Origin of the sequence: Mesorhizobium sp. LNHC229A00, assembly GCF_000502415.1 — a bacterium.
Lineage (GTDB): Bacteria > Pseudomonadota > Alphaproteobacteria > Rhizobiales > Rhizobiaceae > Mesorhizobium.
Genome location: NZ_AYWQ01000002.1, coordinates 727,582 through 745,811, shown reverse-complemented (window position 1 = coordinate 745,811; position 18,230 = coordinate 727,582). Strand labels below are relative to the sequence as shown.

Genomic DNA, 18,230 nt, shown 5'->3' with positions numbered 1-18,230 from the left:
TCTGCGCCTCCGGGGCTCACGGACTTCATGGCCGCTCCGCTCCGGTTCTCGAAAATCACTTCATTTGACTCAGCCTGCCGAATTCTTTGAAGGATCTCGAGTCGGCGCGTTCGCTACATTAATCGCGAGCCAGCGCGCCACGGAAGGCGACGGCGGCCAGAATAAGGCTGGCGATGGCGTTCCAACCGGCCAGCGACAGGCCGAGAATGCGCAAGGCGGCCTTGTCGCAGGAGGGCGGCACGAATTTGTCGAGCGCGTCGAGCACGCCCTTGCCACCGGTGTCGACAGGGCCGGCGCCCGCCGTGCAGTCGGTCGGGCCAGCCCACCACTGCCATTCGACGCCGGAGTGATAGACGCCGAGATAGAGCCCGTACAGCATCAAGAGGCCGCCAACGGCCAACAGGCCGCGCGTCAGCCATGCCGGTGCCCGCAGCATCGATGCGATCGCCGCCAGCACCATCAAGGGCACGCCAATGTAGTAGGGTGTGCGCTGTTCCAGGCAGAGGTGGCAGGGGATGTAGCCGCCAATGTGCTGGAAGCCGAGCGCCGAGCCAACGGTCGCGGCCATCGCGACGGCGAGAAACAGGGCCGCGCGCGTCCGCTGGCGGCCGGTATCGGAATTCATGGTCGCTGTCATGGCGTCTTTCGTCCGTTGCGTTCGCCGTCTGCGAAGTCTGCTCGCCGCGCTGCCGAAACCGTTGCCCGGTTTTAAGCATCAAACCTTAGAGAGCGTATTTGATCAGGATATAGAGCAAAATCAGGGCGACCGCGGCAGCGCCGACGATCAGGCCCAGGCGCTTTTCGATGAATTCGCGGATTGGCTCGCCATAGCGGCGCAAAAGCCACGCCAACAGCAGAAAGCGGCCGCCGCGCGCGATGATGGCCAGCACGATGAACAGCGCCAGGTTGACGCCCAGGGCACCGGACAGGATCGTCACCACCTTGATAGGCGGCAGATGCGCGGCACCCGAGGTGACCAGCATCAGGGCGATGAACTCGATGCTGACGCCCGCCGAGGACCGCAACTGCTCGAATTCGTCATATTTGCCGTAGAATTCGAGGATGGGCCGCGCCACCGCGTCATACGCATAGTGGCCGATGAACCAGCCGGCAATGCCGCCCAGCACCGAGGCGACGGTGGCGATCAAGGCATAGCGATAGGCGCGATCCGGCCGTGACAACGCCATCGGCAGATAGAGCACGTCGGCCGGCACCAGAAAGACCGAGCTCTCGACGAAAGCGATGAAGGCCAGCCACCATTCGGCGGATTTGCGAGCCGCCAGCGACAGGGTCCAGTCATACAGTCCGCGAAGCATCGGCTCTCCTATGGAACGGCCCGTCTGTCTAGAAAGGTTTTTCGCGCTGCACAATGGCCGCGGTCTTACAAATTGGAAAGGTGCCGTCTGGTCGCGGCAGAGGCTGGTTTGCAAATTGGCCTGTTGACGAACAGGCCTCCGACCGTATAGTCCGCGCCCATCCAGGCCGCCCGGCCTGAGCCCCTATGGCGGAATTGGTAGACGCGCTCGACTCAAAATCGAGTTCCGCAAGGAGTGCTGGTTCGATCCCGGCTAGGGGCACCACAACACAGGTGGGAAGTCGACAAATCGCTGACTCCACTGGGTTGAACAATTCAGTCGCTGGCGCTCCACTGGATTGAAACAGCGGCGTGGGCGATGATCGCCTCACACGGGTCCGTGCTGCCGTATGATCTTCCATTCGTGCCAGATCAGCACCATGACGACCGCATCGAAGACGGTCAGCACGAGCAGCCCGGCCGAATGGGTGTAGGAGTAACGGTAGACCTGGTAGATCATGAATGCTCCCAAGGCCAGGAGAGACGCCGGGTACGACCATAGTTTGCCCCTGAGAAGTCCGATAACCAGGAAGAGCTTTATCAGGCCGTGACTGAGGAGATAGAAGGCATAGAACTCCTTGCTGGCGACCGAGAAATGGCTTGCCACCTGCGACAGATAGCCAGCTATGAAATCCTTCGGATCTTCGGTCAACTCGTCCTGGGTAAGGGCATTGACCCAAGACGCAATGGTGGCGGTGGTGACGAGATAGAGCAACACCCCACCAACGCACTCAATGAAGGCATGCGCTCCCTTGAGCCAGACGCCGATCTCGAAGACCTGGTGAATGCGACTCTCATCGACGGCCTTCAAAGTCCCACCTCATCCAACTGACGAAACGGACGACAAATGGATGCAGCCCTCACCCATTGGGTAAATGCCGAGGCCGGCCTCAGCCCTATCCTTGATAGAGCAATGATCGGCGTCTCACAATTCGGCGTTCCGCTGATGGTGCTGGCCATAGTGCTGCAGTGGTGGGCCAAAACTGACCGCTACCATGTTCGTCACGCGGCCCTTGCTGCAGGTCTGTCGTTCCTGCTCGGCCTCGCAATCAACCAGTTCATCCTTCTGTTCGTGCATCGGATGCGGCCCTACGATGCCGGCGTGACGCATCTCCTGATTGCGCCAAGCGCCGACTGGTCCTTCCCTTCCGACCATGCAACAGCCACCATTGCCATCGTTGCCGCTTTTGCGATGCAGAGGCTGCCGCGCCGGACGATTGGGCTCTTGGTGGTGGCATTCCTGATTTGCTGGTCGAGGATCTACATTGGGACCCATTACCTGACCGATGTCATCGGCGGCGCGATCACTGGCGCCCTGGGCGCTGTTGTGGCGCGACTGATCTATCGTGAGAACTCCCGGCTGGACAATCTCGTGACAAAAATCCTCTAAGAAGGATTGAGCAAACAAGTGCACAATGACCACGGCTTCCATGGAACCGGCATGGATCCCAGGGGCTCGCCGCCGGTGTTTCGGGTGAGGAGGGTATCGCCCGGTGAGGCGGCCTATCCGGGGCTCCCGGAGAGACGTTCATGCCGGCGGGCGCCGGCTGGAACCCGGGCACGGAACGAGCCCTTCAAAAGAAGCGGGGCCTTCTTACCGCCTCTTGAGCAAACTCTTCATCCGGTTGCGCAGCAGGCGCGCCATATTTCGGGTCTCGCGATAGAGATGCAGCTGCGAGGCGGCCTGGCGGGCGAGGCGGTCGGCATCCCTGGTCAACCCGATAACCAGCGTGCCTACCGGTTTGCGCTCGCTCCACAGCCGGCTCATCACCGGGTGGTCAGGCACGGCGCAGGAGTCGGTCATCATGATGTTGGGATCGTCGAGATGCTGTCTTGTGACCTCGATCATCAGCAGCGTGCCGGGCGAATAGGCAGCCAGCGTCTCGTCATAGGCCGTTTTCCAAGTGTAGGCGACGCCGGCCTCGACGAAGACGATCAGGCAAGCGACGGTACGGCCGTCGAGCGTCAGCGAATGGATGCGGCACATGTCCTGTTCGGCGAGCCGGTGCACCGCCTCGCGGGCGAAGGCGGCGCGGAAGCGGTCGATCGCCATGGCGGTGCGCTCGCGGCCTTTCCAGCCGGACGCCTCCAGCGTCAGGAAGTGCTCGATGGCGTGGCGGATTTCCTCGGGGCCGCGTGCCACGGCGTGTTCGAGCTTGCCGAGATCGCCAAGGCGCCGCTTCAGGCGGCGGAATTCGCGATAATGGTGCGCGCGCAGCGAAGCCTTGAGATAGTCGTCGCCGTCGAGTTCGCTCTCCAGCACGGGGCGTGAAGTCTGGCCCGTGGTGACCAGTGTCAGGCCACGGGTTTCGGCCACGGTGGCGATCAGGCTCGCCACCGGACCGTCGAGCCTGATGTCGGGCAGGATCAGGACTTTCGGCATTTTCAAATGCGGGCGCGACAGCATCGAGAAGAAATCCTCGACCACGCCGACCGGGTCGTCGCGGTCGATCAGCGGCGTGCCGAGCGGGCCGAACGGGCTCGACCAGGTGCGCATGACCGGTACGCCGAGCGGCACCACCGGCCGTTCCACCGAGATCGGCACCAGCAGCCGCAGTCGGTTGCGGTATTCATCGCCGTCCCGGATCACGGCAAGGCGCACTTCGCGGTCTTCCAGCCGGGGCATGGCCGGCGCCAGGAAACGCGGGTTGAAGAAGACGTTCGGCTCGATCGTGCGGGCGCAGAGATAGTCCAGTTCCTCGACAAGGTCGAAGCCGGCCGACGCCGGGTAGATGGCGAGTTTGCGCTCGGGCCGGTTGTTGGCGAGGATCTCGATATGGGCGGGATCGGCGTCGCGCGCCAGCCCGGCAAGGCCGGACACCATGGCGCCGGCGGGACCGCCGCTGGTTTCCTCGAGCAGAGGGATGGCGGCCATCAGGCGGCTCCTTTGGCTGGCGCGAAGATCGCCATGACGATGCCGAGCTTGCGCCAGACCGTGAAGGACAGCGCGCCGGCCTCGAAGATCATGGCAAAGGCGGTGGCCATGGCCGCGCCCCACAGGCCGAAATGCGGGATCAGCACCACGTTGAGTCCGATATTGAAGGCCAATGTCATGGCATAGACTGCGGCGCAGACATTCTGGTTGCCGCTCATGGTGAGCAGGCTTTCGCAGGGGCCAACGGCTGCGCGCGCCACGACCCCGAACACGAGCAGGAACAGAAGCGGATAGCCCGACGTGAATTCGGGGCCGAACAGCACCAGCATCGGTTCGCCCAGCGCCAGCACCAGGAACGCCATCAGCAGCGAGGGCCAGAAGGTCCACGATACCGTCTCGCGGGCGAAGGCGGCAAGCTTTTGCGGCTCGCCATGGGTGAACTGCGCGTAGCGTTGGGCAACGCCGGCCTTGACCGCGAAATAGACGAAATGCACCAGCGCCAGCGTCTTGACCGTGGCGAAATAGACGGCGACATCATTGGGATCCATATAGGCGCCGACCATCAGCACATCGGCGTTGGTGAGCAGGAAGAAGAAGCTCTCAACCAGGAAGATCGGCAGTGAGACGACGAACCATTGCGCGAAATGCACTTTCATCGGGCCGGCCGGAATTTGCCTTTCCATGCGCTGGGTGACCCCGATGAGCTGGGTCAGCGTGGTGGCGTAGGTAGCGGCGATCGAGGCGAAGATCGCCGTCCGCGCGTCGGGGGCGTAGCCCGCCCAAAGCATCAGCGCCATGAACAGCAGGATCAGCACCGGCCGGATCAGGTAGGTCGGCGACAGCGCGAACAACGCCCATGAATTGGCGCGCGCCAACCCTTGCAGCAAATCCGACAGCGCGATCATCGGCAGGCAGATGACACCGAGGATGAACGGTATCACGTAGTAGTTTTCGATCCAGGGCGCGGCCAGCCAGACGCCGAGGGCGCCGAGCCCGGCGATGACCGTCGAGGCGATCAGCACGAACAGGCGGCTCGCAACGACGATGCCGCGCAATTCGTCCATCAGGCCGCGCTCGCGGTATTCGGGGATGAAGCGGATGACCGATGTGTGGAAGCCGAGGCAGGCGAGGTTGCCGACAATGACCATTGTCACCCAGACCAGCACGAAGATGCCGTATTCGAACGAACCCATCCAGCGCGCCATCAGCACCTGGCTGATAAAGGCGATGACGGCACTGACGATGCGGATGGAGAAGGCGATGACCGACATCCGGCCGGCTTCGCCGCGCTCGTCGGCGGTGAACAGCACGGCGTCGAGGCGGCCAAGCAAAGGCTCCATGCGCAGCGCCAAACGCTGCGGCAAGAACCGCCCGGCAGTCGTGGCCGCGGAAAAGCGCACCCCGATTTCTCTCCGTTTTCCGCCTCTTTTCAGGCTTTGGTGTAGCGAAAACACCTTAAGAAAGCGTGGGTGGGGAGGGCGTGCGTAATGGCCGAAAGTCGAGCGATGACGAACGGGTGAAGGTGCCGCAAAGGCGAGACAGGCGCGGCGCCGTTTTTTAATCAGTCGAGTCTACCGGCGGCCCGTCTCTCCGCGCGTTGCGACATGGTCGATCGCGCAACGGCTGATACCGATGTCCTTCAGCATGAAATCGGGCATGGTCTCAAGGCGACGCCGGCCATGCCGTAGGTGCCGCCCGTGCACAAGCCAAGCGGCAACGGCCATCAGGCGCGAAGTTTGGGTGCGCGGCCTCGCCAGGACGACATCGATTTCGGGCATGATCTCTCCTCGCGGTGCGCGCGAAAGGCCTGCCGGGACCTGGACCGGCAGGCCGGGTGCCGTCAGTCGGCCTTTTTCATGGCGTCACACGAGACGTTCGGGTTCATGTCGGCGAAGGCGCCGGTCGGGTTTTGCTTCCAGGCCCAGACATGAAGTTCGTAGAAAGGGCCGAGGCCATAGCGGTTGGGAGCGCTGTTGAAGTTGAACAACTGGCCTTCAAGCGAGGCCGGACCCTTCGCGGTGATGTATTCGACAGCCACCAGCTTCAGCGTGCCATCGGACATCGGCTCGTACATCACGGCCTCCGGCTTGGCGACGTCGATCGCATCGTCCTTCAGATAGGCGCCATTGACGTAATGAATGCCCATGGCGCCGCCAGTGATGCCACTGGCGCAAGGTATCGGCGCATAGCCCTCGGCGGTGGCCGCCGCGACGTTGGCGAAGCGGCTGTTGGCCGCCCGCACCTCGTCGGCAAGCGGATTGCTCTTCCCCGCCGATGCGGCGGTGGAGGCGATCGACGTGATGAACAGTGCGGCAAGGCGCCAGAAATTGACGTTCATTTTGTTCTCCATTGATTGTTGATGATCCGGCAGGCGCCCAGGCCGGCCATCAAGGCCAGGCCTGGTTGCAGAAGCCCGCGGCATGGGACTGGCAGTGCGGGAGGGGTTCGATCTCGTCCATCCCGTTTAACCGGACCGCGGTCTCATTGGTGCCACCACCAGTATTCCCAGTAGTCCCGCCGCATCTCGTGCTCCGGCTGACCGATGTCCCGTCTCAAATAATCGTCTTGCGGAGGCAGGCACCTGCGCCGGCCTCGCAATGGCGATAGCAGCGCGGAGACAATCCGCGATGCGAGACCGCGCCGGTGGGGTGCGGGGTCGAACGCCACGACGGCGGCCGCCGTTTCGGGAAGGAACGACAGGGAAAACCGACTGCTATCATTGCCCAGGACAATTTCACGCTCATCGCTCCAACCTTGGTCCATCGGATCAGCGATAAAAGTAGGGGTCCAGGACCCTCACCTCGGTGATCTTGTCCACCGGCAGAGAATTCTTCTGCGCCGTGCTGCGGATGGCTTCCGGCGAGGGGGCGTCGTAGATGCAGAAACTCTTGCTCTTGTCGGGCGAGACGAAGGACTGCACCCAGGTGACCCCCTTCTCGGCATTGCGCATGATGATACCGCCAAGCGCCGTTGCGCCGATGTCGTTCATCGGAAGGTTGAGTCCGTCGGGGAATGTCCGTTCGATCAGATAGCGAGGCATGGAATGGCTTCCTTTTACGATTGATTCACGCTCGAAGTGAGCGCGGTCGGAGAAGAACCATGGCCTTCGAAAGCGCGCATCGGAGCCTTTCCCCATATTTCGCGGGACGATTCCCTATGTTTTCGACGTTTGATCTTGGAGCCACACTGCGGATACCGGAGCGTGGGTATCTTGGGGGATGGGTTTGACGACGATACTCATGGGCCAGTAACGATGCTTCTGGAGCGGCAGGCGCAACTTGAACATTTGGAGGAACTGCTCGCGGCGGCGGCGCTCGGTCGCGGCCGCGTGGCGGCATTGCTGGGTGAGGCCGGCGCCGGCAAGACGGCACTCGTGGAGGCGTTCGTAAGCGGTGTTGGGCAGCACGTTTCCATATTCCGCAGCGCCTGCGAGGATCTGTCGATTCCCGATCCGCTGGGACCCCTCTATGATTTGGCCCGGGACGCGCAGTGGGCACTGCCCCGGGCGATCGATGACCGGCAAGGCCAGCGGCTGCCCTTGTTTTCTGACGCTCTCGAGGTTTTCGAGGCGAAGTCTCGTCCGGGCCTGCTGGTCATCGAGGATATGCACTGGGCCGACGACGCGACCCTGGATTTCGTCCGTTTCCTGGGCCGACGCATCGCCAACACCCATATGCTGGTGCTGTTCACGGCACGCACCGACCGCAGCGAAGGGCAGATGCGCGCGCGTCGGGTGCTCGGTGAAATTCCGGCCGCCAGCGTCCAGCGTATCGAAGTGCCGCTGCTCACCGAAGCGGCGGTGTTGTCGCTCGCCAAAGCAGCCATCCGCGACGGCAGCGCAATCTACCGCGCCACCGCGGGCAACGCCTTCTTCGTCACCGAGTTGCTGGCTGCCGAAAGCGAGATGATCCCGCCGGCCAGCGTCCGCGACGCTGTGCTGGCGCGTGCCGAGCGCCTGTCGCCGGGCGGGCGCTCGATGCTCGACGCGGTGTCGGTGTTTCCGCGCCGCGCCGATGTCTGGGCGCTGCGCGGCCTCTGTGGTGTCGCCAGCGCGGGCCAGCTGGCGGAATGTGTATCGAACGGCCTGCTCGACGATCTCGGCGATGGCTATGCCTTCCGCCACGAGATCGCCCGTCGCGCCGTCGAGATGGCGCTGACGCCGAGCCATCGGCGCGAATTCAACCAGCGCGCGCTTTCCGCACTGCAGGAAAACGTCGAGGTGGCTACCGCAAGACTTGTGCACCATGCGGTGGAGGCCCAGAATTTGGAAGCCGTACGCGAGCTTGCCCCGCTCGCGGCGGGCGAGGCTTCCCGGGTCGGCGCGCATCGCGATGCGGCCGGCTATTACGAAGTCGCCCTACGGCACGCCGACAGCCTGCCCATGGGCGACAGGGCGAGGCTTTACGAGGGCTATGCCTTTGAATGCCATCTGATCGGCCGCATCGATACGGCCATCGAGGCGCAGGGCCAGGCGCGGCGGTTGCAGCAGGCGTTGGGGGACACGCTCAGGGAGGGCGACAGCCTCAGATGCCTGTCGCGCTTCGCCTATCTGGTGGGTGACCGAGAACAGGCGGACCTGTTCGGGGCACAGGCGGTGGAATTGCTGGAACAGGCGCCGGCCAGTCCGGAGCTTGCCATGGCCTATTCCAATCTCTCGCAGCTGGCGATGCTGGCCGAGAAGCTCGACGAGACCCTGCTGCTCGGCTGCAAGGCAGTCGGTTTGGCCGAACGGTTGAACAAGCCGGAGATAGTCTGTCATGCGCTGAACAATCTTGGCTCCGCCGAACAGTGGCTAGACCTGGCCAAGGGCCGGCTGCACCTCGCCCGCAGTCTTGACATCGCGCTCGGGCAGAACTTCCAGGAGCACGCCGCACGCGGCTTCACCAATTGTGCCTGCGCCGAAATGAACCAGCTCGACCTTGTCCGGGCGCAATCCTTTCTCGACCGGGGCATTGCCTATTGCGTCGAGAATGACCTCGCGACCTGGCGGGACTATATGCGGGGCGTGCAGGCGCAATTGCTTTTGCGACGCGGCCTTTGGGACGATGCGGCCGCGATGGCTCACGACATCATCGACGATAGTGCGACCACGGCCCTGGTGCGTTACCCATCCTTGGTCGCGCTGGCGAAATTGCGCATAAGACGAGGCGATCCGGCCGCGCCCGTGCTGGACGAAATGAAGCGGTTCCTAGACAAGGGAATGGAGCTGCAGCGGCTGGTGCCCTACACGGCATCGATGGCCGAACTGGCATGGCTAGGGCAAGGCGACTCCGAAGAGGCACTTCGCCTGATCGATCTGGCCGAAAGCCTGTCGCCGACGAGGGCGATGTTCGCCGAGTTGGCCGTCTGGCGGCTGCTCTTGTCACCTGACAGCAATCCTGGCGATACGACCGGCATGGCGGAGCCCTACCGCCTGCTGCTCACCGGCGACTGGCGTGGTGCCGCGATGCTGTGGGCCCGGCTGGGCGCTCCGTTCGAACGGGCGCTCGCCCTGTTGTACGGCGACGAGCCGGCGCTGCGCCTGGCCCTGGACATATTCGAGGGGCTCGGTGCCCGGCCGGTGGCGCAGCACGTCCGCGCCGTCATGCGGCAGAATGGCGTCCATAACATCGCCAGGGGACCGCGGCAGAGCACACGCGCCAATCACGCTGGCCTGACGCTCCGCCAAATGGAGGTTCTGCACCTGATCGAGCGCGGTTTCTCCAACAAGAGAATCGCCGAGCACCTAACCATCTCACCGAAGACCGTCGATCATCATGTCTCAGCGGTGCTGGGCAAGCTGGACGCCGTTTCGCGCGGCGAGGCGACCGCCGCCGCGCGCGATTCCGGGCTGATCTGACAATATGGAAGCCTCCCCGGATCAGAAGTCCGGGAACACCGATCTCGCGGTCTTTACGCGAAGGTCCCGTGGCAGTGCTTGTATTTCTTGCCGGAGCCGCAGGGGCAGGCTTCGTTGCGGCCGACCTTGCCCCAGGTCTCGGGGTTGTTTGGGTCGCGATCCTCGGGAGCGACGATGGCGGTGCTTTCCTGGCGTACCAGAAGGGCCGTTTCGCCATCTTCGAAATCATTCTCGCCGGTGGTGCCGTCAATATGCGTGCCGAACATGTCGGGCGCTTCCGGCGGCGGCGCTTCGGCGGCCTGGCGGACCAGTTCGACGCGCATCAGCTGCGCGGTGACGGCCTGGCGCAGATTGCCGAGCATCGCCTGGAACAGCTCGAACGCCTCGCTCTTGTATTCCTGCAGCGGATCGCGCTGGGCGTAGCCGCGGAAGCCGACGACCGAACGCAGATGGTCGAGATTGACGATATGCTCGCGCCACAGATGGTCGAGCGTCTGCAGCACCACGGAGCGCTCGACATAGTTCATCACCTCGGGACCGAAACGGTCGGCGCGTTCTTGTGCGGCGGCGTCGGCGGCTTGAGAGATGCGCTCGCGGATGTCGTCCTCGGCGATGCCTTCTTCCTTCACCCAGTCCTCGATCGGCAGGTCGAGATTGAGGAATTCGGCGACCTCGGCCTTCAGGCCGGCGACATCCCACTGTTCGGCGTAGGCGTTTTCGGGAATGGCCTTGGCGACGATCTCGTCGATGACGCCCGCGCGCATCTCGCCGATGGTCTCCGAAAGGCCCTCGCCGTCCATCAGCTCGATGCGCTGCTCGAACACCACCTTGCGCTGGTCGTTGGAGACGTCGTCATATTTCAACAGGTTCTTGCGGATGTCGAAGTTGCGCGCCTCGACCTTCTTCTGCGCCTTTTCCAGCGCCTTGTTGATCCATGGATGGATGATGGCCTCGTCTTCCTTGAGGCCGAGCTTCTGCAGCATGCCGTCCATGCGCTCGGAGCCGAAGATGCGCATCAGATCGTCCTGCAGCGACAGGAAGAATTTCGAGCGGCCGGGGTCGCCCTGGCGGCCAGAGCGGCCTCTGAGCTGATTGTCGATGCGGCGCGATTCATGGCGCTCGGTGGCAAGCACGTATAGGCCGCCGGCGGCCAGCGCCTTTTCCTTCAGGCGCTCGATGTCGGCATTGATTTCCTTTTCGCGCGCCTCGCGTTCGGGGCCTTCGGGCATGTCGCCCAGTTCGTCGGCGATGCGCATCTCGGCATTGCCGCCGAGCTTGATGTCGGTACCGCGGCCGGCCATGTTGGTGGCGATGGTGATGGCGCCGGGCTTGCCTGCCTGGGCCACGATTGCCGCTTCCCGCTCGTGATGGCGGGCGTTCAGAACCTCGAAATCCGTGAAGCCTTCCTTGCGCAGGCGCTCGGCCAACTGCTCGGACTTTTCGATCGAGGTCGTGCCGACCAGTGTCGGTTGACCCTTGGCGCTGGCTTCGCGGATCTCCCTGACGATCGCCTTGTACTTCTCCTCGACCGTCCGGTAGACCTCGTCGTCCTCGTCCTTGCGGATGACCGGCAGGTTGGTCGGGATCTCGGTGACTTCGAGACCGTAGATGTTGCCGAATTCCTCGGCTTCGGTCAGCGCCGTGCCGGTCATGCCGGAAAGCTTCTTGTAGAGGCGGAAGTAGTTCTGGAAGGTGACGGAAGCGAGCGTCTGGTTCTCCGGCTGGATCGCCACGTGCTCCTTGGCTTCCAGCGCCTGGTGCAGGCCTTCCGAATAGCGGCGGCCGGGCATCATGCGGCCGGTGAACTCGTCGATGATGACGATCTCGCCGTTGCGCACGATGTAGTCCTTGTCGCGCTGGAACAGCCGGTGCGCCTTCAGCGCGTTGTTGACGTGGTGGACGATGGCGACGTTCTCTACGTCGTAGAGCGACTCGCCCTTGAGGAGGTCGGCATCGCGCAGCATGTTCTCCAGCTTCTCGGTGCCTTCCTCGGTAAAGATCGAGGTCTTCTGCTTCTCGTCGATCTCATAATCCTGCGGCTGCAGCTGGATGATGAAGGTGTCGATGGTGTTGTACATTTCCGAACGGTCCTCGAGCGGACCGGAAATGATCAGCGGCGTGCGCGCTTCGTCGACCAGAATGGAATCGACCTCGTCGACGATCGCGTAATTGTGACCGCGCTGCACCATCTGGACGCGCTCGTACTTCATGTTGTCACGCAGATAATCGAAGCCGAGTTCGTTGTTGGTGGCGTAGGTGACGTCGGAGGCGTAGGCGACGCGACGCTCCTCGTCCGATAGGCCGTGGACGATAACGCCGACCGAGAGGCCGAGGAATTTATAGACGCGGCCCATCCATTCGGAGTCGCGGGTGGCGAGATAGTCGTTGACGGTCACGACATGGACGCCGTTGCCGGCGAGCGCGTTGAGATAGACCGGCAGCGTCGCGACCAGGGTCTTGCCCTCGCCGGTGCGCATCTCGGCGATGCCGCCATTGTGCAGCACCATGCCGCCGATCAGCTGGACGTCGAAGGGGCGCATGCCAAGCACGCGGCGCGCGGCCTCGCGGGCGGTTGCGAAGGCCGGGACCAGCAGATCGTCGAGGCTGGCGCCGTTGGCGATATCCTGGCGAAATTTTTCCGTGCGGCCGGCAAGCTCGGCATCGGAGAGCGCCCGCATCTCGTTTTCCATGGCGTTGATCGCCTCGACACGGGGGCGGGTCGATTTGACCCGACGGTCGTTGGAGGAACCGAAAACCTTACGGGCGAGACCGCCGAGACTGACCATCCAATGGTCCTTTCGATAGAATTCTCAAACTTGAGACAGGCGCCGGCCGGCCCCATCACATCCACGTGAACGCACCGCCTGAATACGGGCAAACACAAAAAGCGCCCGGAAAACGGTTCTGGACGCCAAGTCGATGGACAGATAAGAGGGGGCTCAACTGATGTCAACGCCGCGCTGGCCCTGCCGGTCGCGCCAAATTCCGCCACAATCTGGCTGATCTGGAAGCCACCCTCCCTACAATCCCTCACCGGAGTCATCCTTATGTCCTTGTTGTTCAGCCGTGCGTCGTTTGCCAGCCTTGGCCTGGCCCTCGGCCTGTCGGCTCTTTGCCTGTCGCCTGTCACCGCGCAGGAGACCGCTCCCGCTCCGGCCGCCCCGGCGGACGCGGCCGCCCCGGCCGCGGCGCCCGTCGACCCGAATACCGTGATCGCCACCGTCAACGGCCAGCCTTTGACCGAGGCCGATCTGGTGCTTGCCGAAGGCGAGCTATCGCAGCAGTTCGCGCAGTTGCCGCCCGAGCAGCGCCGCGCCGCGGCACTTTCGGCGGCCATCGAAATCCGCGTCATGGCAGCCAAGGCGGTCACCGACGGTCTCGATAAGGATCCTGACTTCCAGCGCCGCATGGCTTTCCTGCAGCAGCGCGCGCTGCATGGCGAGATGGTCGAGAAGGGTGTGGTCGACAAGGTCACCGACGCCGAGGTTCGCGCCCGCTACGACCAGGAAATCGCCAACACGCCGCCGGTCAACGAGGTGCATGCCCGTCACATCCTCGTGAAGACGAAGGAAGAGGCCGAGGCGATCATCAAGCAGCTCGACAGCGGCGGCGATTTCCAGAAGCTCGCCAACGAGCACACCAGCGATCCCTCGGGCAAGTCCAATGGCGGCGATCTCGGCTGGTTCGGACCTGGCCAGATGGTGCCGGAGTTCGACAAGGCGGCCTCCGCGCTCGAGGTCGGCAAATACACCAAGGAGCCGGTGCAGACGCAGTTCGGCTGGCATGTCATCAAGCTCGAGGACAAGCGCGCCAAGCAGCCGCCGGCCTTCGACGACGTCAAGGATCAGGCCAAGCAGGCCGTCATCCGCGACAAGTATTTCGCGCTGGTCAAGTCGCTGCGCGGCGGCGCCAAGGTCGAGATCCCCGACGCCAATCTGAAGAAGGCCGTCGACACGCTGGAAAGCGCCAAGTAGGACACGCAATCGCGAAGGCGCGGCGAGTGATTGCTCGCCGCGCCTATTTTTTTGCCGTTCTTTAGGGCTTGGGCGTGACGATGCCTCGCGTGACATAGCCAACAGCGGTTCGTATCGTGGTTTCGTCCACATCGAGGCGGTTGGTCAAAAGATGTTTCCAGGCGAAGGACCCGATCAGATCGGCCACCACCTCTGAATCGATATCGTCGGCAATCTCACCCCTTGCCTTGGCGCGGTCCACGATCTGGCTGTTGTGAGTCCGGCGCCCGGTGGCATAGCCGGCGAGCGCCGCGCCGGCGGTCTCATCCGATTGCGCCTCGGCAATCAGCGACCTGTACACGCTGCCCGAAGGCGTGTCGCGCCAATGCGCGAACAGGTTTTTCAGGAAGCCGACGAGGTCTTCTTCCAAGCTTCCGCTGTCTGGAATGTCGACGCGCTTCTGGCGCTGATAGACTTCGAGCAGCAATGCCGCCTTGCTTGGCCACCAGCGATAGATGGTCGGCTTGCCGGCGCGCGCGCGGCGCGCCACGGCCTCGATCGAGAAGCCGGCATAGCCGCCTTCGACCAGCACTGCCTCGGCAGCCTCCAGAATGGCGTCCGCACTGTCGGGATTGCGCCGCGCACCGATCGATCTGCGCGCCGTATCCGCCTCCTCGGCCATGCCTGTCGTCCCCGTTTCAATTCGCGGCAATGATAAGCGATCCCGCGATGAAACGAAACGACCCGTTTTTTGGCGAGGTGCCGGCGCCGTCATCCGACGGTGGTCGTCACATCGCCCGCGACGTCTCCGACACGATGCGTGATCCCTTCTCGGTCTTGACCAATTCCAGCGTCAGCCGCGCCTTGCCGGCTACGCGCGCCGCCGACTTGTCCTTTGGCGTGTAGTCGTAGCTCATGGCAAAGACCGCTTGAGCGCTGCTCTCGCCGTGCGGGGTAACCTCCAGGCTGCCGGGTTCCAGGCCAAGCGACCAAGAGGCCCATTGCACGAACCAGTCGCTCTTCACTCTCACAAGCGTCTCGGCATCGTAGGGCGTGCCGAAGACGGTGGCCGATGGGCCATAAAGCCGTTTGACGGCGGCGCGCATGTCCTTGACCTCCGGCGACAGGTAATCGTCGCGCAGGAATTTCTCGATCGCGCTTTTGTCGTCGCCGACCGAACGCTCGAGCGTCGCCACCTGCGTCGAAAGCGCCGGCGCGGCCGCCGGTTCCGGTGCCGTTACCGGTCCCGCGCCCGGTACGAACTCGAAGCGTTCGAGCAGCGATCCCTGCTCCCATGGGCGCTGGGCCTCGCGGGTTTGGGAGACCACGTCGCGGCGCACCGTTATCATCATGTCGTTCATGCTTTGTCCGGGCTCGGGATGTGGCGCAGCAGGGCCTGGGCGAAGGGTGAGTTGCGCCCCGATCCGTCCATGGCGACCGCGCCCGGCGCCGTCGCGAAGGCAATGAAGGAGCCGCGTGTCGAATCGAACTGCGCCGGTCCCGCCAGCGCCGTTGCCGAGCGGGTGGTGGCGGTGCGGCTCAAGCTGCGGGCAAACGGGTTGTTGCGGCAGGCGTCGAGGAACACCAGGCTGACCTTGGCCTGCTGTTCCATGATGTCGAGGACTTCGTCGATCGGCACCGCTTCGAGCTGCAGCTTACCGGCACGTCCAGCCTGGCGTCGACCGGCACGATATAGTTGCGGCCTTCGACCTGCAGGCCATGGCCGGCATAGTAGAAAAGCCCGACGCCGGCGCCTTCGAGCGCATCGGAGAACTCGCCGATGCTGCGTTCAACCTCGCGCTTGCCAAGATCGTTGCCTTCAATGACTTCGAAGCCGATGGTACGCAGATTGTCGGCGATGTCGAGGGCGTCGTTGACCGGATTGGCCAGCGTGCCGGCCTCGGCATAAGTACCGTTGCCGATGACGAGCGCCACCCGCCGCCCCGGCCCGGCATCGGGGCCCAGCAGCAAAAGTCCCAGAAACGCCCAAGCGAGGATTGCAAGCCTGCCCATGAGGAAGATCATAGCGCCACGCACCCCGGCGACGCCAACAGATTTGAAATGCAAGCTTAATCCTCAACGGGTTTGGCCTCCGCGGGCGCGATGAAAACGCGCTTGCACCGGCGCGCCGTATCGGGCAAACCGGCCTTCCCCTTGCGATTTTCCCGCCCGAGGTCTGCATGTCCACGACGATTTCCCCGCTTGCGCCGAAGAAATATCCAAAAATGCCCGCCATCGAAGGGGTCCGCATCGCCACCGCCGAAGCGGGGATAAAGTACAAGGGCCGCACCGACCTGCTGGCCATGGTGTTCGATGCCGGCACAGCGGTCGCCGGCGTGTTCACCAAGTCGAAATGTCCCTCGGCGCCGGTTGATTTCTGCCGCCAGAACCTTGGCTCCGGCAAGGCGCGGGTGCTGGTCGTCAATTCCGGCAACGCCAACGCCTTCACCGGGCAGAAGGGCCGCGAGTCCACCGCGCTGACGGGCGAAGCGGCGGCGAAGGCCGCGGGCTGCACGGCAGGCGAGGTTTTCCTGGCATCGACTGGCGTCATCGGCGAACCGCTCGACACGACCAAGTTCAGCCATCTGCTCGCCGGGCTGGTCAGCGACGGCAAACCGGACCTGTGGACAGAGGCGGCGAAGGCCATCATGACCACGGATACATATCCGAAAGTGGCGACGGCGACGGTCAAGCTCGGCGACGCCGATGTGACCATCAATGGCATTTCCAAGGGCGCCGGCATGATCGCGCCCGACATGGCGACGATGCTGTCCTTCATCGCCACCGACGCGCCGATCGCGGCTCCTGTCCTGCAGGACCTGTTGTCGCGCGGCACGGCCAAGACGTTCAATGCTGTAACCGTCGACAGCGATACCTCGACCAGCGACACGCTGCTGTTGTTTGCCACCGGCAAGGCGGCAAAGCGCGGCGCGCCCGAGATCACCGATCCCAGGGATGCCCGCCTTGGTCAGTTCCGCCGGGCGCTCGGCAAGGTGCTGAAGTCGCTGGCGTTGCAGGTGGTTCGCGACGGCGAGGGCGCCCGCAAGCAGGTCGAGGTCACCGTCACCGGGGCCAAGTCGGCCCGCTCGGCCAAACGCATCGCGCTGTCGATCGCCAATTCGCCGCTGGTCAAGACGGCGGTCGCCGGCGAGGACGCCAATTGGGGCCGCGTCGTCATGGCCGTCGGCAAGGCCGGCGAGCCCGCGGATCGCGACCGGCTGTCGATCTGGTTCGGCGACAACAGGCTGGCGCATGAGGGTGAGCGCGACCCCAGCTATTCGGAAGAAAAGACCTCGGCCTATATGAAGCGCGACGACATCCGCATCCGCGCCGATATCGGCATCGGCCGCGGCAAGGCGACGGTGTGGACCTGCGATCTCACCAAGGAATATGTCGCCATCAATGGCGACTACCGGAGCTGATCGCCTTGGTTTCGCGTCATCCCGCAAGCATGCTCGCGACCGTGCGCCGCTACGAGGCGGCCGGCTTTCGCGCCTGGCCCGCGGCCGCCGTCCACTATGACGGCACCTGGGTGGTGCGCCTGACCGCCGGTCATCCGGCCAAGCGGCTGAACTCGGTCAATCCGCTCGATCCCGGCGACATCCAGCACATCGCCGACCGCATCGGTCGCGCGAGCCGCCGTTTCGACGCGTACGGCCGGCCGCTGACGTTCCGCATGTCGCCATTGTCGGGTCCCGATCTTGCCAGCCATCTCGACAAGGAGGGGTGGAGCCGGTTCGACGAATCGCTGGTCATGCGGCTGCCGCTGGCCGATGCGCAACTCGACGCCGCCATGGACCAGATCCCGCTCAAGGACATCAGCCGCTTCATCGGCGCATTGCTCAAGGTCAGCGGCTCGGACGTGTCGCTGCGGCCGGGCCTGTCGGAGATCATCGGAGCCATCCAGCCTGAAGCCGGGCTGTTCGCGCTCGAGGATGGGACGGAGCCGCTGGCGACGCTGATCTGTGTGCATGACGGCGATCTCGCCGGCCTGTTCGAGGTCGCTACCGACAAGGCGGCGCGCAACAAGGGCCACGGCCGCAACCTGATCCTGTCAGCACTGAAATGGGCGAGGCTGCGCGGCGCACGGGAAGCCTGGCTGCAGGTCGAGGCCGGCAACGCGCCGGCGCTGGCGCTCTACCGCGCGCTCGGCTTCGAGGAAGTCTATCGCTATCACTACCGCCGGCCGCCTGGTCATGGGTGAAATCG

The 18,230-nt window shown here is 63.9% G+C and carries 18 protein-coding genes and 1 tRNA gene; 6 read left to right on the top strand and 13 right to left on the bottom strand.

Translation table 11 applies throughout. The features are described 5' to 3' along the window. Positions 1-118: 118 nt before the first annotated feature. Positions 119-637, bottom strand: coding sequence for a disulfide bond formation protein B (locus tag X742_RS162970; protein WP_023770758.1), 519 nt, complete (start codon positions 635-637; stop codon positions 119-121). Between the two features lie 85 nt (positions 638-722). Then, positions 723-1,316 carry a YqaA family protein gene (locus X742_RS162975; RefSeq protein ID WP_023770757.1) on the bottom strand — a complete coding sequence of 198 codons (594 nt, stop codon included), beginning with the start codon at positions 1,314-1,316 and terminating at the stop codon, positions 723-725. Positions 1,317-1,495: 179 nt separating this feature from the next. On the opposite strand from X742_RS162975, the gene X742_RS162980 reads away from it, so the two are divergent. Further along, positions 1,496-1,580 (top strand) — tRNA-Leu (locus X742_RS162980). 102 nt (positions 1,581-1,682) lie between these two features. On the opposite strand, the gene X742_RS162985 is transcribed toward X742_RS162980, so the two are convergent. Beyond that, entirely contained in the window at positions 1,683-2,165 is a 483-nt protein-coding gene (locus X742_RS162985) for a DUF2127 domain-containing protein (protein WP_031241093.1), read from the bottom strand. A gap of 36 nt (positions 2,166-2,201) precedes the next feature. On the opposite strand from X742_RS162985, the gene X742_RS162990 reads away from it, so the two are divergent. Further along, positions 2,202-2,744, top strand: a complete 543-nt coding sequence (locus X742_RS162990; RefSeq protein ID WP_023770755.1) for a phosphatase PAP2 family protein — start codon at positions 2,202-2,204, stop codon at positions 2,742-2,744. A gap of 204 nt (positions 2,745-2,948) precedes the next feature. Here the strand turns inward: X742_RS162990 and X742_RS162995 are convergent, their stop codons facing one another. The 5 genes from X742_RS162995 to X742_RS163015 all read right to left on the bottom strand — a co-directional run bounded on the left by X742_RS162995 (position 2,949) and on the right by X742_RS163015 (position 7,269). Further along, complete coding sequence (locus X742_RS162995; protein WP_023770754.1) at positions 2,949-4,229, bottom strand: GNAT family N-acetyltransferase; 1,281 nt, start codon at positions 4,227-4,229, stop codon at positions 2,949-2,951. After that, positions 4,229-5,629 carry a lipopolysaccharide biosynthesis protein gene (locus tag X742_RS163000; RefSeq protein ID WP_023770753.1) on the bottom strand — a complete coding sequence of 467 codons (1,401 nt, stop codon included), beginning with the start codon at positions 5,627-5,629 and terminating at the stop codon, positions 4,229-4,231. Before X742_RS163000 ends, X742_RS162995 begins: the two co-directional genes overlap by 1 nt. A 171-nt stretch (positions 5,630-5,800) precedes the next feature. Then, positions 5,801-6,007, bottom strand: coding sequence for a DUF1127 domain-containing protein (locus X742_RS163005; RefSeq protein ID WP_023770752.1), 207 nt, complete (start codon positions 6,005-6,007; stop codon positions 5,801-5,803). Positions 6,008-6,069: 62 nt separating this feature from the next. After that, entirely contained in the window at positions 6,070-6,567 is a 498-nt protein-coding gene (locus X742_RS163010) for a hypothetical protein (RefSeq protein WP_023770751.1), read from the bottom strand. 429 nt (positions 6,568-6,996) lie between these two features. Continuing rightward, positions 6,997-7,269, bottom strand: a complete 273-nt coding sequence (locus X742_RS163015; RefSeq protein ID WP_023770749.1) for a DUF4242 domain-containing protein — start codon at positions 7,267-7,269, stop codon at positions 6,997-6,999. 162 nt (positions 7,270-7,431) lie between these two features. On the opposite strand from X742_RS163015, the gene X742_RS163020 reads away from it, so the two are divergent. After that, positions 7,432-10,068: an AAA family ATPase gene (locus tag X742_RS163020; protein ID WP_245275493.1), complete on the top strand. Its 2,637-nt coding sequence runs from the start codon at positions 7,432-7,434 to the stop codon at positions 10,066-10,068. 53 nt (positions 10,069-10,121) lie between these two features. On the opposite strand, the gene secA is transcribed toward X742_RS163020, so the two are convergent. After that, positions 10,122-12,854 carry a preprotein translocase subunit SecA gene (gene secA, locus X742_RS163025; protein WP_023770747.1) on the bottom strand — a complete coding sequence of 911 codons (2,733 nt, stop codon included), beginning with the start codon at positions 12,852-12,854 and terminating at the stop codon, positions 10,122-10,124. Between the two features lie 261 nt (positions 12,855-13,115). Between secA and X742_RS163030 the strand changes: the two genes are divergently transcribed. After that, a complete protein-coding gene (locus X742_RS163030; RefSeq protein WP_023770746.1) occupies positions 13,116-14,042 on the top strand; it encodes a peptidylprolyl isomerase in 927 nt (308 codons plus the stop codon). 61 nt (positions 14,043-14,103) lie between these two features. On the opposite strand, the gene X742_RS163035 is transcribed toward X742_RS163030, so the two are convergent. From X742_RS163035 to X742_RS1000000176450, 4 genes are all read right to left on the bottom strand, one after another. Next, positions 14,104-14,703 (bottom strand): TetR/AcrR family transcriptional regulator, encoded by a 600-nt coding sequence (locus X742_RS163035; protein ID WP_023770745.1) that lies wholly within the window; start codon positions 14,701-14,703, stop codon positions 14,104-14,106. 106 nt (positions 14,704-14,809) lie between these two features. Next, positions 14,810-15,382, bottom strand: a complete 573-nt coding sequence (locus X742_RS1000000175485) for a hypothetical protein (protein WP_245275492.1) — start codon at positions 15,380-15,382, stop codon at positions 14,810-14,812. Then, entirely contained in the window at positions 15,379-15,633 is a 255-nt protein-coding gene (locus tag X742_RS1000000176455; RefSeq protein WP_280790483.1) for a caspase family protein, read from the bottom strand. Before X742_RS1000000176455 ends, X742_RS1000000175485 begins: the two co-directional genes overlap by 4 nt. Then, the gene (locus X742_RS1000000176450) at positions 15,561-16,088 is read right to left on the bottom strand and encodes a caspase family protein (RefSeq protein WP_280800179.1); all 528 of its coding nucleotides are present in this window, start codon (positions 16,086-16,088) and stop codon (positions 15,561-15,563) included. The genes X742_RS1000000176455 and X742_RS1000000176450 overlap by 73 nt, the downstream gene beginning before the upstream one ends. A 113-nt stretch (positions 16,089-16,201) precedes the next feature. Between X742_RS1000000176450 and argJ the strand changes: the two genes are divergently transcribed. Together argJ and X742_RS163045 are read left to right on the top strand one after the other, a co-directional pair. Then, the gene (gene argJ / locus X742_RS163040) at positions 16,202-17,443 is read left to right on the top strand and encodes a bifunctional glutamate N-acetyltransferase/amino-acid acetyltransferase ArgJ (RefSeq protein WP_023770744.1); all 1,242 of its coding nucleotides are present in this window, start codon (positions 16,202-16,204) and stop codon (positions 17,441-17,443) included. 29 nt (positions 17,444-17,472) lie between these two features. Continuing rightward, positions 17,473-18,225: a GNAT family N-acetyltransferase gene (locus X742_RS163045; RefSeq protein ID WP_031241090.1), complete on the top strand. Its 753-nt coding sequence runs from the start codon at positions 17,473-17,475 to the stop codon at positions 18,223-18,225. Positions 18,226-18,230 lie beyond the last annotated feature (5 nt).

What these genes read in the sequence shown, in the direction of transcription:
- X742_RS163045 (WP_031241090.1), top strand. Translation starts at nt 17,473, where the DNA reads ATGCTCGCGACCGTGCGCCGCTACGAGGCGGCCGGCTTTCGCGCCTGG.
- X742_RS162990 (WP_023770755.1), top strand. Translation starts at nt 2,202, where the DNA reads ATGGATGCAGCCCTCACCCATTGGGTAAATGCCGAGGCCGGCCTCAGC.
- X742_RS162995 (WP_023770754.1), bottom strand. Translation starts at nt 4,229, where the DNA reads ATGGCCGCCATCCCTCTGCTCGAGGAAACCAGCGGCGGTCCCGCCGGC.
- X742_RS163035 (WP_023770745.1), bottom strand. Translation starts at nt 14,703, where the DNA reads ATGGCCGAGGAGGCGGATACGGCGCGCAGATCGATCGGTGCGCGGCGC.
- X742_RS1000000176455 (WP_280790483.1), bottom strand. Translation starts at nt 15,633, where the DNA reads ATGGAACAGCAGGCCAAGGTCAGCCTGGTGTTCCTCGACGCCTGCCGC.
- X742_RS163010 (WP_023770751.1), bottom strand. Translation starts at nt 6,567, where the DNA reads ATGAACGTCAATTTCTGGCGCCTTGCCGCACTGTTCATCACGTCGATC.
- X742_RS163005 (WP_023770752.1), bottom strand. Translation starts at nt 6,007, where the DNA reads ATGCCCGAAATCGATGTCGTCCTGGCGAGGCCGCGCACCCAAACTTCG.
- X742_RS163030 (WP_023770746.1), top strand. Translation starts at nt 13,116, where the DNA reads ATGTCCTTGTTGTTCAGCCGTGCGTCGTTTGCCAGCCTTGGCCTGGCC.
- secA (WP_023770747.1), bottom strand. Translation starts at nt 12,854, where the DNA reads ATGGTCAGTCTCGGCGGTCTCGCCCGTAAGGTTTTCGGTTCCTCCAAC.
- X742_RS1000000175485 (WP_245275492.1), bottom strand. Translation starts at nt 15,382, where the DNA reads ATGAACGACATGATGATAACGGTGCGCCGCGACGTGGTCTCCCAAACC.
- X742_RS163015 (WP_023770749.1), bottom strand. Translation starts at nt 7,269, where the DNA reads ATGCCTCGCTATCTGATCGAACGGACATTCCCCGACGGACTCAACCTT.
- X742_RS162975 (WP_023770757.1), bottom strand. Translation starts at nt 1,316, where the DNA reads ATGCTTCGCGGACTGTATGACTGGACCCTGTCGCTGGCGGCTCGCAAA.
- argJ (WP_023770744.1), top strand. Translation starts at nt 16,202, where the DNA reads ATGTCCACGACGATTTCCCCGCTTGCGCCGAAGAAATATCCAAAAATG.
- X742_RS162970 (WP_023770758.1), bottom strand. Translation starts at nt 637, where the DNA reads ATGACAGCGACCATGAATTCCGATACCGGCCGCCAGCGGACGCGCGCG.